The 15,178-nt window shown below is 56.2% G+C and carries 10 protein-coding genes; all 10 read left to right on the forward strand.

Going from position 1 to position 15,178, the window contains the following annotated elements; genetic code table 11:
* Positions 1-175: 175 nt before the first annotated feature.
* A complete protein-coding gene (locus FD38_RS10955; protein ID WP_057734163.1) occupies positions 176-2,902 on the forward strand; it encodes a DNA translocase FtsK in 2,727 nt (908 codons plus the stop codon).
* A gap of 138 nt (positions 2,903-3,040) precedes the next feature.
* On the forward strand, positions 3,041-4,372 hold the full coding sequence (murC, locus tag FD38_RS10960) for a UDP-N-acetylmuramate--L-alanine ligase (protein ID WP_057734165.1): 1,332 nt from the start codon (positions 3,041-3,043) through the stop codon (positions 4,370-4,372).
* 291 nt (positions 4,373-4,663) lie between these two features.
* Complete coding sequence (locus FD38_RS10965) at positions 4,664-5,359, forward strand: Bax inhibitor-1/YccA family protein (protein ID WP_057734167.1); 696 nt, start codon at positions 4,664-4,666, stop codon at positions 5,357-5,359.
* Positions 5,360-5,519: 160 nt separating this feature from the next.
* A complete protein-coding gene (polA, locus tag FD38_RS10970; RefSeq protein ID WP_057734169.1) occupies positions 5,520-8,177 on the forward strand; it encodes a DNA polymerase I in 2,658 nt (885 codons plus the stop codon).
* Between the two features lie 19 nt (positions 8,178-8,196).
* Positions 8,197-9,057, forward strand: coding sequence for a bifunctional DNA-formamidopyrimidine glycosylase/DNA-(apurinic or apyrimidinic site) lyase (gene mutM, locus FD38_RS10975; RefSeq protein WP_057734171.1), 861 nt, complete (start codon positions 8,197-8,199; stop codon positions 9,055-9,057).
* Entirely contained in the window at positions 9,050-9,649 is a 600-nt protein-coding gene (coaE, locus tag FD38_RS10980; protein WP_057734173.1) for a dephospho-CoA kinase, read from the forward strand. Before mutM ends, coaE begins: the two co-directional genes overlap by 8 nt.
* Positions 9,650-9,684: 35 nt before the next feature.
* Positions 9,685-10,191 carry a transcriptional regulator NrdR gene (gene nrdR / locus FD38_RS10985; protein ID WP_057734176.1) on the forward strand — a complete coding sequence of 169 codons (507 nt, stop codon included), beginning with the start codon at positions 9,685-9,687 and terminating at the stop codon, positions 10,189-10,191.
* A gap of 3 nt (positions 10,192-10,194) precedes the next feature.
* A complete protein-coding gene (locus tag FD38_RS10990; protein WP_057734178.1) occupies positions 10,195-11,583 on the forward strand; it encodes a replication initiation and membrane attachment family protein in 1,389 nt (462 codons plus the stop codon).
* Entirely contained in the window at positions 11,583-12,509 is a 927-nt protein-coding gene (dnaI, locus tag FD38_RS10995; RefSeq protein ID WP_057734180.1) for a primosomal protein DnaI, read from the forward strand. Before FD38_RS10990 ends, dnaI begins: the two co-directional genes overlap by 1 nt.
* Positions 12,510-12,852: 343 nt before the next feature.
* Positions 12,853-14,841, forward strand: coding sequence for a threonine--tRNA ligase (thrS, locus tag FD38_RS11000; protein ID WP_057734182.1), 1,989 nt, complete (start codon positions 12,853-12,855; stop codon positions 14,839-14,841).
* Positions 14,842-15,178 lie beyond the last annotated feature (337 nt).

The following is a 15,178-nucleotide window of genomic DNA, read 5'->3' on the forward strand; positions in this document are numbered from 1 at the left end:
AGAAATGTTAGGGAAAGCGGGTCAGGCCTTGTCGCCAACCCGTTTTTTTGTGTACAATAGGGAAGATTAGCAACGATAGTGAGTTGCCAATGGAATCGGGGAAATGCGTCTTGATGACGCCCGCTCCTCTGGAAAGACAAAACTGACGCGCATCTGGCGTCAAGGAGGATGCCACATGGAACACTATGATGGGCCGGCGTTTTACCGTAAATTTCCGGTAAAACCAACCCCCGTACAACACGAAGAACCCTTGACCCAACGGGCAGCCTCACAGGTCAAGCATCGACAAGAACGTAATGCCCGCACGCAACGCGAAGCGGAAGCCGCGCACGCTGCGGTTAAAAACTTACAACCAACCACCACAACCAAGTCACAACCGAGTCACCCGGCCAGCGGGAGTTATCGCCCGTTTCAGGTCACCGAGATTCCCCGCCAGTTGCACTGGTCGTCGCAGCAGACGACCCCGCAACGGCAACGTTACCAACGGCTGATCGACCGGTTACATAAGCCGTTGGCGTCATTTTTCACCTTTGCTAAGCCGGGAGAACGGGTGCCGGAGCAGGGGACGGTACCGACCCCGGCCACGGTGGTCTTTACGCCCAGTGCTTCGGCCACCGCGGTGATTTCGGAATCGACTAGCCGTGCGTCGCGTTTGCCGAGTCGCTCCCAGACCGCAATAGCGACCACCAGTCAGTCGGCAGCCGAAACCTCGCGTTCCGCGTTGGCGGCTAGCCAAACCAGCGCGGCGCAGTCCGTAAACGCAAGTGAGACTAGCCGGTCGGCCACGTTGAGCGCCGCGAGTGTCACGACCAGTACGGTGACGACCGCGCAGTTCGTGGAACCGGCCCCGACCGAGATCATCTATCCGAGTGACTCGGTCACCCGTTCAGAAGCGACGAGTACGACCGCTGAATCCACGACGGCTAGTGTCTCAATTAGCGCCGAGACGTCCAGTGTGTCGGACGTTACCGCGCCGACACCGTCCACCGGCCGGCCCGTCAATTACCTGCCGGTCGGGACGCCCGCCACACCGGCCCGTTCGGTGACCAGCGCGGCTCCGACGCCCACGTCACTGACCACCAGCACCGAAGACCGGGACGTGCAGCGGTTACTGGACCGCACCACGACGTCAGCGGCCAGTCAGTCGCTGACCACCAGTTACCCGACCAGCAGTGCCAGCGTGAGTGCTGAAGCGGCCGCATCGGCGGAATCCGCGGCTAGCACTGTGGCCACCACCACGAGTGCGCCTTCTACGGCGACCAGTGCCGCTCCCGTGACCCCAGCGCCGCAGGCCAAACCAGCCAAGCCCGCCACACCGGCCACCCCCCGGCGCGGCTTAGGGATGGCGTTAGGCGACATCATGCAAGAAGAGGGGAACGACCAGCGGGACCTGGCCCTCTTTGCCGACGCCCCGACTACCGCTCCGGCGGCACCCGCCGACGCGACGCCGGCCCGGGGCTATCACTTCCCGGACCTCAGCTTGTTGCCTAAGCCGGTGATTCCGGACGAAGCGGCCCTCGATGAATGGATCGAACATCAAGGAGAAGTCTTAGACGCAACGCTCCAGGCGTTTCACGTGGACGCGCACGTCACCGACTGGACCGTGGGGCCCACGGTCACCCAATTTCAAATCAGCTTAGCGCTAGGCGTCAAGGTCAATAAGATCACGAACTTAAACGACGACCTGAAACTGGCGCTGGCGGCTAAGGATATCCGAATCGAAGCCCCAATTCCGGGCAAAACTACGGTCGGGATCGAAATTCCGAACCTGAAATCACGGCCGGTCATGCTGTCCGAAATCCTGAACTCGGCCGCCTTTAAGAACAGTGATTCCCCGTTGACCGTGGCCCTTGGGGTCGACCTCTTTGGTAAACCCCAGGTCACCGACCTGCGCAAGATGCCGCACGGCTTGATCGCCGGGGCCACGGGTTCCGGGAAGAGTGTCTTCATCAATTCGCTCTTGCTCTCGATTCTCTACAAGGCCAACCCGCACCAGGTCAAACTCCTGTTGATTGACCCGAAGGCCGTGGAAATGGCGCCGTACGACGGGTTACCACACCTGCTATCACCGGTGATCTCTGATCCAAAGGCCGCGGCCGCCGCACTGAAGTGGGTGGTCACCGAAATGGATCAACGTTACGAAAAGTTAGCCGCCGCGGGAGTCCGCAACATCGAGCAATTTAACGACCGGGCGGATGCCAACGACGAACCGGGCTTGAAGATGCCGTACATCGTGATCATCATCGACGAATTGGCCGACTTGATGATGATGGCGGCCAGTGAGGTCCAAGACTACATCGTGCGGATCACCCAAAAGGCCCGGGCGGCCGGCATTCATTTGCTGGTGGCCACCCAACGGCCGAGTGTCGACATCGTGACCGGGACCATCAAGAACAACATCCCGACGCGAATCGCGTTCATGGTCTCCAGCCAGATCGATTCGCGGACCATCTTGGACACTACCGGGGCCGAAAGCCTGCTGGGACGGGGCGACATGCTCTACCTGGGTAACGGGGCCAGCCAACCGATGCGGTTGCAAGGGGCCTACGTCGAAGCAGAGGTGGATCGCGTCACCGACTTCGTGCGGACCCAGGGCAAGCCGCAATACGCCTTCGAGCCGAAAGGTTTGTTACAAAAAGAAACCAACGAGGAGAACCAAGACGAGCTCTTACCGGAAGTTTTGCAGTATATTTCCCAGGAAAAAACCGTCTCAACTTCCAAGCTTCAACGGGTCTTTTCCATTGGCTATAATCGGGCCGCGAACCTCATCGATGACCTAGAACAAAGGCATTACGTGTCCCCGCAGCACGGGTCTAAACCCCGCGAAGTTTACCTGACACCGGACGATTTGGGGAAGGATCTCCCCGAACCCCATGATCAGGGTGCACCTTTTTCATCTTAAAATGAATAGTCCTCACCTCCTTTAAGGGACGAGTTCTTTTATGGGGGTGGGGGATATGCTAAAATAAATGAAGAGCGACTCGTCAGGAACTTTAGGTATTGGAGTTGAACCGAGTTGAGTAGAAAAGAGGATCATTTAATGGATAACGCAACGGTGTACCATTTTGTCGGAATTAAAGGATCAGGGATGAGTGCCCTCGCCCTGATTTTACATGATAAGGGTTTTAAGGTTCAGGGGTCAGATATCACGCAGTATACGTTTACCCAACGGGGATTGGAACAGGCGAAGATCAAGGTCATGCCTTTTGACGAAGCCAATATCCATGAGGGGTTGACGGTGATCGCGGGGAACTCCTTTACGGATGACCATCCCGAAATCAAGAAGGCCCGCGAAATGGGCCTGCCCGTCTACCGTTACCACGAATTCTTAGGTCACCTGATCGAAGGCTACACCAGTATCGGGGTCGCCGGGGCCCACGGGAAGACCAGTACCACGGGTCTGTTATCCCACGTCTTAAGCGGTGTGGCACCGACGTCTTACTTGATCGGTGACGGGACCGGGAAGGGAACGCCGAACGCACGGTTCTTCGTTTACGAAGCCGACGAATACCGGCGCCACTTCCTGGCCACGAAGCCAGACTACGCCATCATGACCAACATCGACTTCGATCACCCCGATTATTACAAGGGCATCGATGACGTTTACAGTGCCTTTGAAACTTGGTCTAACCAGGTCAAAAAGGGCATCTTTGCCTGGGGCGACGATCCCGAATTACGGAAGCTCAAGACCGACGTGCCGGTTTACTACTACGGGACTAAGGATCGCGACGACTTTCAGGCCAAGAACATCAAGCGCTCGACCACGGGCTCGAACTTTGACGTTTACCATGACGGCGAACTCTTAGGCAACTTCGAGATCCACCTGTACGGCGAACACAACGTGCTGAACAGCTTGGCTGTGATCGCCGTGGCCTACTTCGAAAAGGTCAACATGGACGAAATCAAGCACGAATTGGCCGATTTCAAGGGGGTCAAGCGCCGGTTCACCGAACGGAAGATGGCCGACATGACCATCATCGACGACTACGCGCACCATCCATCCGAAATCAAGGCCACGTTGGACGCCGCACGGCAAAAGTACCCGGATAAGGAAATCATTGCCGTCTTCCAGCCCCACACCTTTAGCCGGACGATTGCTTTGATGGACGACTTTGCCAAGAGCTTGAACTTAGCGGATAAGGTCTACCTGACCAACATCTTCAGTTCGGCCCGGGAAAGTCACGGCGCCGTGTCCAGTAAGGACCTCGCCGCTAAGATCTCCAAGGGTGGCGAAATTCTGACGGTCGACAACATGTCGCCGTTACTGGATTACCACGATGCCGTGGTGGTCTTCATGGGTGCCGGTGACGTGCAAAAGTACGAACGGTCCTACGAAGAATTGTTGAGTCATTTATCACTGAAAAACAACTAAAGTTAACTGACGAAGGGGGATGGCTGCGGCCGTCCCTTTTTTGGTCGGCGAGCCCCGCGCCGGGCGTTACGCTGAGAAACCGGGGACGTCGGTTGCTCTGTGATTATTGGGTCAACGACCGAACCGGCCGGCCATTTTGTGACTAATCCTGACCAATAACCGCACAATCCAGATAGATTATTGGCCCTTTGCGATTGAATTTGGTAGAATGTATCTTAGTAAATTTAAAGAGTGGTTACTGGTTTACTCAGTAGCTAAGTCGGGAATTGATTTGAAAGAAGGAGCGCTTTTATGAACAATTTTCAACAACAGCCCCGTGAAACGATTAATACCCAAGTCGGCCTGAACGCCTTTTTGACCCGGATGTTCGGTTGGATGGGGGCTTCAGTCTTAGTTTCCGCCTTGACGGCCTACCTGATGGTGGCTAGCAACGTGCGGATGAGCAGTGGCGGCATGTTGATCGCCCTGATTGCTTGGTTTATCTTACCGTTTGTGATCTCGGGTCAGTCCATGAAGCGGCCAACCACCGCCATCGTCGGGTTGATGATTTACGCGGTCTTGACCGGGGCGGTCGTGTCGATGTACGCCTACGTGTACACCGGCGCCGCGATGGCTGGGGCGTTCGTCTCCAGTGCCGCCGTGTTCTTAACCATGGCGACCATCGGGTTGACGACGAAGCGCGACTTATCCCGGATCGGGACGCAAGCCACGGCCGCGTTGATTGGGTTGATCGTGGCCATGATCATCAACATGTTCTTACAAAACAGCATGGTTGCGTTGATCTTCTCGTTTATCGCCGTGATTATCTTTGCGGCCTTGACCGCTTGGGACACGCAAAAGATGCAAAAGATGTACCTGCAATATGGGGATCAGGTATCCATGACGGGGCTCGCCATTAACGGGGCCTTACAACTGTACCTGGACTTCGTCAACCTGTTCTTACAACTGTTACAAATCTTCGGAATCTTTGGTGGCAGTCGCGACTAAGGCCCGTTGAAGTGAAGGATTAAGAGTCTCGGCCGCGTGCCGGGGCTTTTTTTATCGCGCGGGGCTTAGGTTTTATTTCGGGTTTGCCCGTTTTTTTGGTAAAATAGACCCAGAATATGCGAACGCGACGGGCGGTTAAGTCGCGTGAAAGGAGCCCATTATGGCGGAGAAACGATTATTATTGATCGACGGGAACAGTGTGGCCTTTAAGGCGTTTTTTGCCTTGTATAATTCCCTGGGCCGGTTTACCAACGGCGAGGGATTACACACCAATGCCATTTACGGCTTCAACACGATGCTAGAAACCATGTTAGACAACGTCAAACCCACGCACGTGCTGGTGGCTTTCGATGCCGGTAAGGTGACGTTTCGGACGAAAATGTATGATAACTATAAGGGTGGTCGGGCCAAGACGGCCCCGGAACTGTCCGAACAATTCCCGTACTTAAAGGAGCTGTTAACGGCGCGGGGTATCAAGACCTACGAACTGCCGAATTACGAGGCCGACGACATCATCGGGACCACGGCCAAACGCGCCGCGGCGGCCGGTTTTACCACCACGATCGTGACCGGGGACCGGGACTTGACCCAACTGGCCGACGAGCGGACCACGGTGGCGATTTCGAAAAAAGGGGTCAGCGAGATCGAACACTACACGCCGGCCTACGTTAAGGAAAAGCTGGGCGTCACGCCCGAACAAATCATTGACATCAAGGGCCTGCGGGGCGACACGTCCGACAACTATCCCGGCGTGACCGGGGTGGGGCCAAAGCGCGCCGTCGACTTGATCGACAAGTACGGTAGCGTCGAGGGTGTCTACGACCACATCGACGAGATCACCGCCAAGAAGCTCAAGGAACACCTCGTCGAAGATCACGATAACGCCGTGCTGTCGAAAAAACTAGCGACCATCAACCGGGACGCGCCGGTCGAGCTGACGTTAGACGACCTGGTCTACGATGGCCCCGACAGAGACGCCTTGGTGGCCTTTTACCAGCAGATGGGCTTTCGTAAGTTCTTACAGGGGATGGCCGTGGATGGCGAAACGCCCAGTGCCTTACCTGGGTTACGGGACATCGCCTACACCGAGGTAACGGCCGCCAACCTCAACAGTGTTCAGCTGGACGGGGAGTGTGCCTTTTACCTGGAAATGGACGGGGACAACTACCACCTGGCCGAGTTCGCCGGGTTCGTGATTGGCGCTCAGGACCACTGGTGGGTTAGCCGCAACGTGCAGTTGTTACAACAAGAACCGTTAAAGGGCTATCTGGAAGACGCCCAACGGCCTAAACAGGTCTTTGATGCCAAGCGGACCTACGTGGGCTTGAACCGGCTGAACATTACCTTAGCCGGAGTCGACGGGGACCTTTTATTGGCCTCGTATCTGCTGAACACCTACGATAACAGTAACGACCTGGGTCGGGTGGCCGCCGAACACGACTACGACCAAGTGGAGACCGACGAAGACGTCTACGGACGGGGCGCCAAGCGCGCGATTCCGACCGACGACACCGTCTTCTTCACCCATTTAGCCCGAAAGGCCCGGGCCATCGAACACCTTAAGGCCCAACTTTTCCAGGACCTGGAGACTAACGACCAGGTCAAGTTGTACCGCGAGATCGAATTACCGATGGCCTTCGTCTTGGCCCGGATGGAAATCGCCGGGATCACGGTGGACGCCGACGAACTGAAAGCCATGGGCAGCAAGTTCAGCGAACAACTCGCCGAGATCGAACAAACGATTTACAACGAGGCCGGCGAAGAATTCAACATCGGCTCGCCCAAGCAGCTGGGTCACATCTTATTTGAAAAGATGGGCTTACCGGTGATCAAAAAGACTAAGACCGGGTATTCCACGGCCGTGGGCGTCTTGGAGAAGCTGGCGGCCGACGCGCCAATCGCCGAGAACATTTTGAAGTACCGTAAAATCGCGAAGATCCAGTCGACCTACGTGGAAGGCCTGCTCAAGGTGATCCACCCCGACGACCACAAGGTCCACACCCGCTACCTGCAGACGCTGACCCAGACCGGGCGGCTGTCGTCCGTGGACCCGAACCTACAAAACATCCCGGTCCGTAGCGAGGAAGGGAAGGCGATTCGTAAGGCCTTCATCCCACGGCATCCGGGCTGGCAGATCTTCTCGTCCGACTATTCACAGATCGAACTGCGGGTGTTGGCCCACATGAGTCACGACGCCAACATGCAGGAAGCCTTCCGCGAGGGTCAAGACATTCACGCGGCCACCGCCCGGCGAATCTTTAAGCTGGGCCCCGATGAGGAGGTCACGCCGAACATTCGGCGGCAAGCTAAGGCGGTCAACTTTGGGATCGTCTACGGCATCAGTGATTTTGGGTTGTCCCAAAACATTGGCATTCCCCGCAAACAAGCTAAGCAATTTATCGACACCTACTTCGAGGAATATCCGGGCGTCAAGGCCTACACGGAACGGATGGTCCAACTGGCCCACGAACAGGGCTATGTCGAGACCATCGCGCATCGCCGGCGGTATTTGCCGGATATCAACTCCCGGAACTTTAACCAACGGTCCTTTGCTGAACGGACGGCCATGAACACCCCCATCCAGGGGAGTGCCGCGGACATCATCAAAATCGCGATGATCCGGATGGAAGACGCCATCAAGGACCTGCAGGCCACGATGCTCTTGCAGGTCCACGATGAACTGATCTTCGAGGCGCCCGCCGAAGAAATGGCGACGCTGGAAAAATTGGTCCCCAAGATCATGGATTCGGCCGTGCAATTGGAGATTCCGTTGAAGGTCGACAGCCATTACGGGCCGACCTGGTACGACGTGAAGTAGGCGGAAAGAAGGAAACAGTATGCCAGAATTACCAGAAGTTGAAACGGTTCGGCGCGGGCTGACCCAGTTGGTCGCTGGTGCCACCATCGACCACGTCGAGGTTTTTTACCCCAAGATGGTCACGCCCGAGCCGGAAGTGTTTACGGCCGAACTGATTGGCCGCAAAATTGAAAAGATCGACCGGCGGGGCAAGTACCTGCTGTTTCGGTTCAGCGGTGAGTTGACCATGGTGTCGCACCTGCGGATGGAAGGCAAGTACGACGTCCAACCCGAGGGCAGTCCGGTGACCAAGCACACCCACGTGATCTTTCACCTGACCGACCAGCGGGAACTGCGCTACACGGATACCCGGAAATTCGGGCGGATGCGCCTGGTCAAGACCGGCACGGAGACCGAGGCGTTGCCGTCTCTGGCCAAGATGGGGCCCGAGCCCATGGCCGACACCTTGACGTTAGCCTACATGCAAAAGATTTTCGGCAAGTCGCATAAGATCATCAAACCGTTCTTGTTGGACCAGTCGCGCATCGCGGGCTTGGGGAACATTTACGCCGATGAAGTGCTCTGGTTAGCCCAGATCAATCCGCTCACGCCGGTGGACACGGTCACCGATGATCAATTGGAAACGTTGCGGCAGGCCATCATCGCCGAGATCAAGAAGGCCATTGCCGGACACGGCACCACCGTGCATTCCTTCTCGACGGCCTTCGGGGAAGCCGGGCAGTTCCAAAACGACCTGCACGTCTATGGCCGGGAGGGCGAACCCTGCGACCGGTGCGGGACCGAAATCGTGAAGATCAAGGTCGCACAACGAGGCACGCACTATTGCCCGCACTGCCAACCCTTACCGCCATCGGCCGAGGGGATGTTCGATGATGACTAGAGTCTGGGGATTGACCGGCGGGATTGCCACCGGTAAGTCGACCGTGAGTGCCTGGCTGAAACAAGCCGGTATTCCCATCATTGATGCGGACCTGATCGCGCGGGACGTGGAAGCGCCCGGCACCCTGGGCCTCGAGGAAATCGCGGCGGCCTTTGGCGACGACTACCTCCAAGCCGACGGGACGTTGGACCGGCGGCAACTGGGGCGGTTGGTCTTTAGCGACCCGGCGCAATTGGCCCGCTTGACCGCGATTACCATGCCGCTGATTCAAGCCGAGATTCGCCGCCAGCTCGCCGAGTACCGCCAGCGCGAGGCCCCGTTAGTGGTGGTCGACGCGCCCACCTTATTTGAGGTGGGGTATCTGCAAGACTGGGTCGACCAGATCATGGTGGTCGCCGCCACGCCGGCGCAACAAAAGCAACGGCTGATGGCCCGCAACGGGCTGTCGGCGGCCGAAGCGCAGGCACGAATCGACCGGCAGTGGCCGATCGCCCGCAAGGTAGCCGCCGCGGATGCGGTGATCGATAATCGCGGGGACATTACCCAAACGCGTCAACAAGTGGTAAAATGGCTTGACGCGAACAAATTTTAAGAAATAGACTTTAACATCAAATGAGGTGACCAATTATGCAGTGTCCGCACTGTCATCACAATGGCTCCCGGGTCGTGGATAGTCGTCCCACCGACGACGGCCGGGTCATTCGTCGCCGTCGGGAGTGCGAGAGCTGCGGCTTTCGGTTCACGACGTTCGAGCGCGTGGAAGTTACCCCGTTACTTGTGATCAAGAAGAACGGAACGCGCGAAGAATTTAACCGCGAAAAGATCCTACGGGGCATTATTCGCTCCGCCGAGAAACGACCGGTGGGGATGGACGCCATGACCTCGATCGTCGACGAGGTCGAAAACAAGATCAGGGCGTTAGGCGTCAACGAAATCTCGAGTCAGGTGATTGGCGAATACGTCATGAACCGCCTGGTCGACGTGGACGAAATCGCCTATATCCGGTTTGCTAGTGTCTACCGGCAGTTTAAGGATACCGGGGTATTCTTCAACGAACTGAAGGATATTTTGGATAAGGACAAACTGAAAGCAGATCAAAATCATCACCAAAAGGGGCAAAGTGAGGCGAAGTAGGCAATGGAGGATTCTTGGCACCAATTAAGTCCCAAAACGGGCTTTGTGGTTCGCTTAGCCGATCGCCTGACGGAGCAAAGCTGGCAGACGTTAAGCCAGTTGTATCAACCCGTGATTGGACCGCTGGCCGCTGGAGCGTTTAGCGGTCTCTTTTGGTTACCCCAACGCGATCACTTACACCGTCATGCGGTTTTGCTGGCCACGTTAGGCGTCGATCTGGCCCACTTTTACGAGGCACGGATTCGCTTGGAGGCCACGGGCCTACTGACCACCACGGTCACCCAAGCTAGCGACCTGACCACGTTTACCTATACGCTCCACGCCCCGCTGTTACCGGCGGCCTTCTTTAACGACGATCTGTTAAGTGTGCAACTCTTAGACGCCGTGGGGGAGGACTTTTACCGCGAACTGGTGGCCCAAAACACCCCGGCGACCGCGACGGATGCGGGCCAAGACATCACCAAAACCTTCCTGGACGTTTTTCAGGTGGTGGGCGGTGAGCTCAAACAGCTCCCGGCGGCGGTGACGGCTAGCCGGCAACACTTACCGGTCTCGTCGGCCGCCCCGCAACTGGGGACCCCGGCGACGGATTTCGACTGGCAACTGCTGGGGCAGATCTTGGAACATTCCTACGTCGACGCGAACGCCTTACAGGCCCACCGTCAGCTTTTCTTGACGGAACACGCGACCTACGGCATCGACGAACCGACCATGGCCCGGTTTATCGGCGAGGCCACCAATCTGGCCACGAATCAGTTCGACGCGGAGCAATTTAAACGCCTGATCGCCCAACAGTTTGGTCAACAACACCGCGGGCAGACCGTCAAAACCGCGGCGCCAGCTTCAGCGGCCGCCCCGGCAGCGGGGGCGGCCAACCAGGCGGAACAGGCCCTGATCCAGGTGGCCACGGCGACGCCACCGGTCAACTTTTTACAGGCCATCAAGAAACAAACAGGGGGGTTCATCACCGATGGGGAACAACGCATCGTCCGGGACTTAGTCGGACGGCAGTTGTTTCCGACCAGCGTGTTGAATCTGATGATCTACCACGTGTTGGTCGACGAGGACCGGCCCACGTTGAATAAGAATCTACTCGACACCATCGCGAACGATTGGAGCAAGGCGGGCATCCAGACGCCGGCCCAAGCCATCGCGAAAATTCGGGACCGGCAAAAGGCCGCCCAGCAGCCGAAAACTCGCAGAGCGGGTGGTCGACGCAACGGGGGGACCCCGACCGTCAGGGAGACCCTGCCGGATTGGGCGAAGAAACCGACGACGGCCAACCCAACCCCGACGGGCAAGCCGGCCCAGTATACGGCGCAACAGAAACAAGAATTGGCGGAGCGCATCGCCCGGTTCAAACAGCGCCGTGAAGGAAAGGAGGAGTCCTGATGGAAGATATCAGTAAGACCATGCAGGAAATGATGAGTAAGCGTCACTTGAATCGCAACTACCGCCAGCTCATGGACCAGGCGTTTGCCGATCCGGAGGTCACGGCCTTTATTCAGGCCAACCAAGCCGACCTCGCGGAGGACGTTTTGGCGCGTTCGGCCTCGAAAATCTACGAGTTCGTCACGGAGCGCGATAAGGTGCGGCAGGGTGGCCAGACGTTTGCCACGGGGTACGAACCCCGGCTGATCGTTGCCAACCACCTACTCGACGTCGCCTACGTGCCGACTGCGGCCACCATGGAAAAACAGGCCCAGCAGCAGCTGCAGCGCCGCGTGCGCGCCATTGCGATGCCCAAGGATATCCGCAATGCGGAACTGGATAATTTCGATAACGATAACGACCGCATGGAAGCCTTGATGGCGGCCACGGAGTTTATCGATAATTACGAGAACAGTCCCCACCATCGCCACCAGGCCCTGTACCTGTCGGGCAGCTTTGGCGTCGGGAAAACTTACTTACTAGCGGCGGTCGCCAATCAATTGGCCGCCGATGGGTTTTCCAGTACGCTAGTTCACTTTCCGAGCTTTGCGGTCGAAATGAAAAATGCCATCGCTAAAAACGGGGTCGGTGATAAACTGGACGCGATTAAAAAAGCGCCCATCCTGATGATCGACGATATCGGGGCCGACGCCATGTCCGCGTGGGTCCGCGATGACGTGCTGGGCGTGATCTTAGAGTACCGGATGCAGGAAGAACTACCGACGTTTTTCAGTTCGAATTTCTCCATGGCCCAGTTGGAAAACGAACACTTACGAATCTCCACGCGTGGGGATGACGAACCCTTGAAGGCCCAACGGTTGATGCAACGGATTCGCTTCTTAGCGCGAGAAATCGTCATGGTGGGGGTTAATCGCCGGCCGCAATAAAAATGACGACTTATCCTTGACAAGGGGTAGCCGCGAGTGTTTAATAGACGTTGAAGCAACAAATGCTTAGACAAGAGATACGATTTTAGCGGTGACGTTTCCAGGAAGAGGGAACCTTGATTGGAAGTTCCCTTAAACGCCCGCTAGGATTACCGCTCTTGTAGCAGTCGAAAGGAAATTTTCGGCCGGTCCGTTCCGTTATCGACGACTAGAGTTCACGGGGGCGCAGTCTCCGTGAAGAAGATCGGGTGGAACCACGTTATTGACGTCCCCAGTGTCCTTAATTGGATGCTGGGGACTTTTTGCGTCGACACTCAAATACAGAAAAGGGAGATCAGATATTATGGCAGATATTTCAATCAAGTTCCCTGACGGCAAGGTTCAAGCCTTCGCCGAAGGGACGACGCCGGAAGACGTTGCCAAGTCCATTTCAATCAGTTTAGCAAAAAAGGCCGTTGCCGCTAAGTATAACGGTGACTTGGTCGACTACCTGACCCCACTGAAGGGTGACGGCGACATCGAAATCGTGACGAAGAGCGACGCTGCGGGCTTAGGCGTGTTACGCAACACCGCCGCTGCCTTACTCCGGATCGCGTTAAAGAAGGACTTCCCAGGAATCCGTTTAGGGGCCGCTAGTGCCGAAGACGACGGCTTCTACGTGGATACCGACAAGGATGACCAACAAGTCAGTGCCGACGAACTGGACGCATTAGCCGTGGTCATTGAAAAGTTAGCCAAGGATAAGTTAGACATCAAGCGGATCTCCTTAAACAAGGACGATGCTTTGGCCCAAGCCAAGGACGATCCGTTCAGCACCGAGTTGATCAAGGCCGTTGCCGGCGACCAAGTTCCCTTCTTACAGATTGGGGATTACCAAGTCTTAAGTGATGGCGCCCAACTCGCCAACACCGGTGATGTTAAGCACTTCAAGTTATTGTCCGTTGCCGGCGCCTACTGGCAAGGCAAGTCCTCGAACCCGATGCTCCAACGGATTTACGGGACCGTCTTCTTCAAGGATGGCGACTTAAAGGACGACTTAGCTAAGCGGCAAGAAGCTCGCGAACGGGATCACCGGGTCATCGGGAACCAATTGGACCTGTTCTTCGTTGATCCTAAGGTCGGGGCCGGCTTACCTTACTGGATGCCAAACGGGGCCACGATTCGGCGGACCATCGAACGTTACATCATCGACAAGGAAGTCGCTAACGGCTACCAACACGTTTACACCCCAGTGCTGGCTAACCTGGACCTCTACAAGCAATCTGGTCACTGGGCTCACTACCGTGAAGACATGTTCCCACCAATGGACATGGGTGATGGCGAAATGTTGGAATTGCGGCCAATGAACTGCCCAAGCCACATTCAGATTTACAACCACCACATCCGTTCTTACCGGGAATTGCCATTACGGATCGCTGAACTTGGGATGATGCACCGTTACGAAAAGTCCGGTGCCCTGAGTGGGTTACAACGGGTTCGGGAAATGACGTTGAACGATGGGCACACCTTCGTGGCGCCAGACCAAATCCAAGACGAATTCAAGCGCATCTTGAAGTTGATGGTTCAAGTCTACGCGGACTTCGACATCAACGATTACACCTTCCGCTTGAGTTACCGTGACCCGAAGAACACCGAAAAGTACTTCGACGATGACGAAATGTGGAACAAGGCACAACACATGTTGAAGGGTGCCATGGATGACCTGGGCTTGGATTACGTCGAAGCCGAAGGGGAAGCGGCCTTCTACGGTCCGAAGTTGGACGTGCAAACCAAGACGGCCATGGGGAACGAAGAAACGTTATCCACCATTCAATTGGACTTCATGTTGCCAGAACGCTTTGACTTACACTACGTTGGGGCCGATGGTGAAGAACACCGGCCAGTCATGATTCACCGTGGGCTGGTTTCTACGATGGAACGGTTCACCGCTTACCTGACCGAAATTTACAAGGGAGCCTTCCCAACCTGGTTGGCCCCTAAGCAAGTGACGATCATCCCCGTTTCCGAAGAAAAGCACGGCGCTTACGCCGACAAGTTAGCCGCCGAAATGAAGGCCGCCGACATTCGGGTCAACGTCGACAAGCGGGGCGAAAAGATGGGCTACCTGATCCGGGATGCCCAGACGCACAAGATTCCGTACACCTTGGTCGTTGGGGAACAAGAAATGGCCAACAACAGTGTCTCCGTGCGGAAGTACGGTGAAGACGATGCCGTTTCGATGAGCAGCGACGCCTTCATGAAGGAAATCTTGGCCGACATCGCTTCTTACAGCCGCGAAGGCGACACTAAGGGTGAAGAAAGCCAGGTTGAAAAGAAGTTAGACCAACACTAGGACGACGTCTAGCGTTGAATCTGAGTTCTTCATTGAAACCCTAAAGCTGGATTAAAACAAAAAAGTGTGAATTTGATTGTTGGGGTGCTGACCGTTTCTCTGCCAGGCTAAACGGTGGGTGACCGGAACAATTAAAGCCTTAGTCGCTGTAAACCCCTAAAAGGTGGTTGACAAGCTCAATCGATCCTGATATGATGGTTAAGTTGAGAAATTAAGCAGAGGCTACCGCTTCTCGCCTTGTGACCCGATGTCGCTGGGCTGGATATGCACGTTAATTCCGTCTTTTAGATTGGAATTTCTTGCGGGAGCCGTTTGATTTTCATCAAAGGTTCCCGCA

It is taken from the genome of Levilactobacillus zymae DSM 19395 (assembly GCF_001434115.1).
Classification (GTDB): Bacteria; Bacillota; Bacilli; order Lactobacillales; family Lactobacillaceae; genus Levilactobacillus; species Levilactobacillus zymae.

What these genes read in the sequence shown, in the direction of transcription:
- FD38_RS10955 (WP_057734163.1), top strand. Translation starts at nt 176, where the DNA reads ATGGAACACTATGATGGGCCGGCGTTTTACCGTAAATTTCCGGTAAAA.
- murC (WP_057734165.1), top strand. Translation starts at nt 3,041, where the DNA reads ATGGATAACGCAACGGTGTACCATTTTGTCGGAATTAAAGGATCAGGG.
- FD38_RS10965 (WP_057734167.1), top strand. Translation starts at nt 4,664, where the DNA reads ATGAACAATTTTCAACAACAGCCCCGTGAAACGATTAATACCCAAGTC.
- polA (WP_057734169.1), top strand. Translation starts at nt 5,520, where the DNA reads ATGGCGGAGAAACGATTATTATTGATCGACGGGAACAGTGTGGCCTTT.
- mutM (WP_057734171.1), top strand. Translation starts at nt 8,197, where the DNA reads ATGCCAGAATTACCAGAAGTTGAAACGGTTCGGCGCGGGCTGACCCAG.
- coaE (WP_057734173.1), top strand. Translation starts at nt 9,050, where the DNA reads ATGACTAGAGTCTGGGGATTGACCGGCGGGATTGCCACCGGTAAGTCG.
- nrdR (WP_057734176.1), top strand. Translation starts at nt 9,685, where the DNA reads ATGCAGTGTCCGCACTGTCATCACAATGGCTCCCGGGTCGTGGATAGT.
- FD38_RS10990 (WP_057734178.1), top strand. Translation starts at nt 10,195, where the DNA reads ATGGAGGATTCTTGGCACCAATTAAGTCCCAAAACGGGCTTTGTGGTT.
- dnaI (WP_057734180.1), top strand. Translation starts at nt 11,583, where the DNA reads ATGGAAGATATCAGTAAGACCATGCAGGAAATGATGAGTAAGCGTCAC.
- thrS (WP_057734182.1), top strand. Translation starts at nt 12,853, where the DNA reads ATGGCAGATATTTCAATCAAGTTCCCTGACGGCAAGGTTCAAGCCTTC.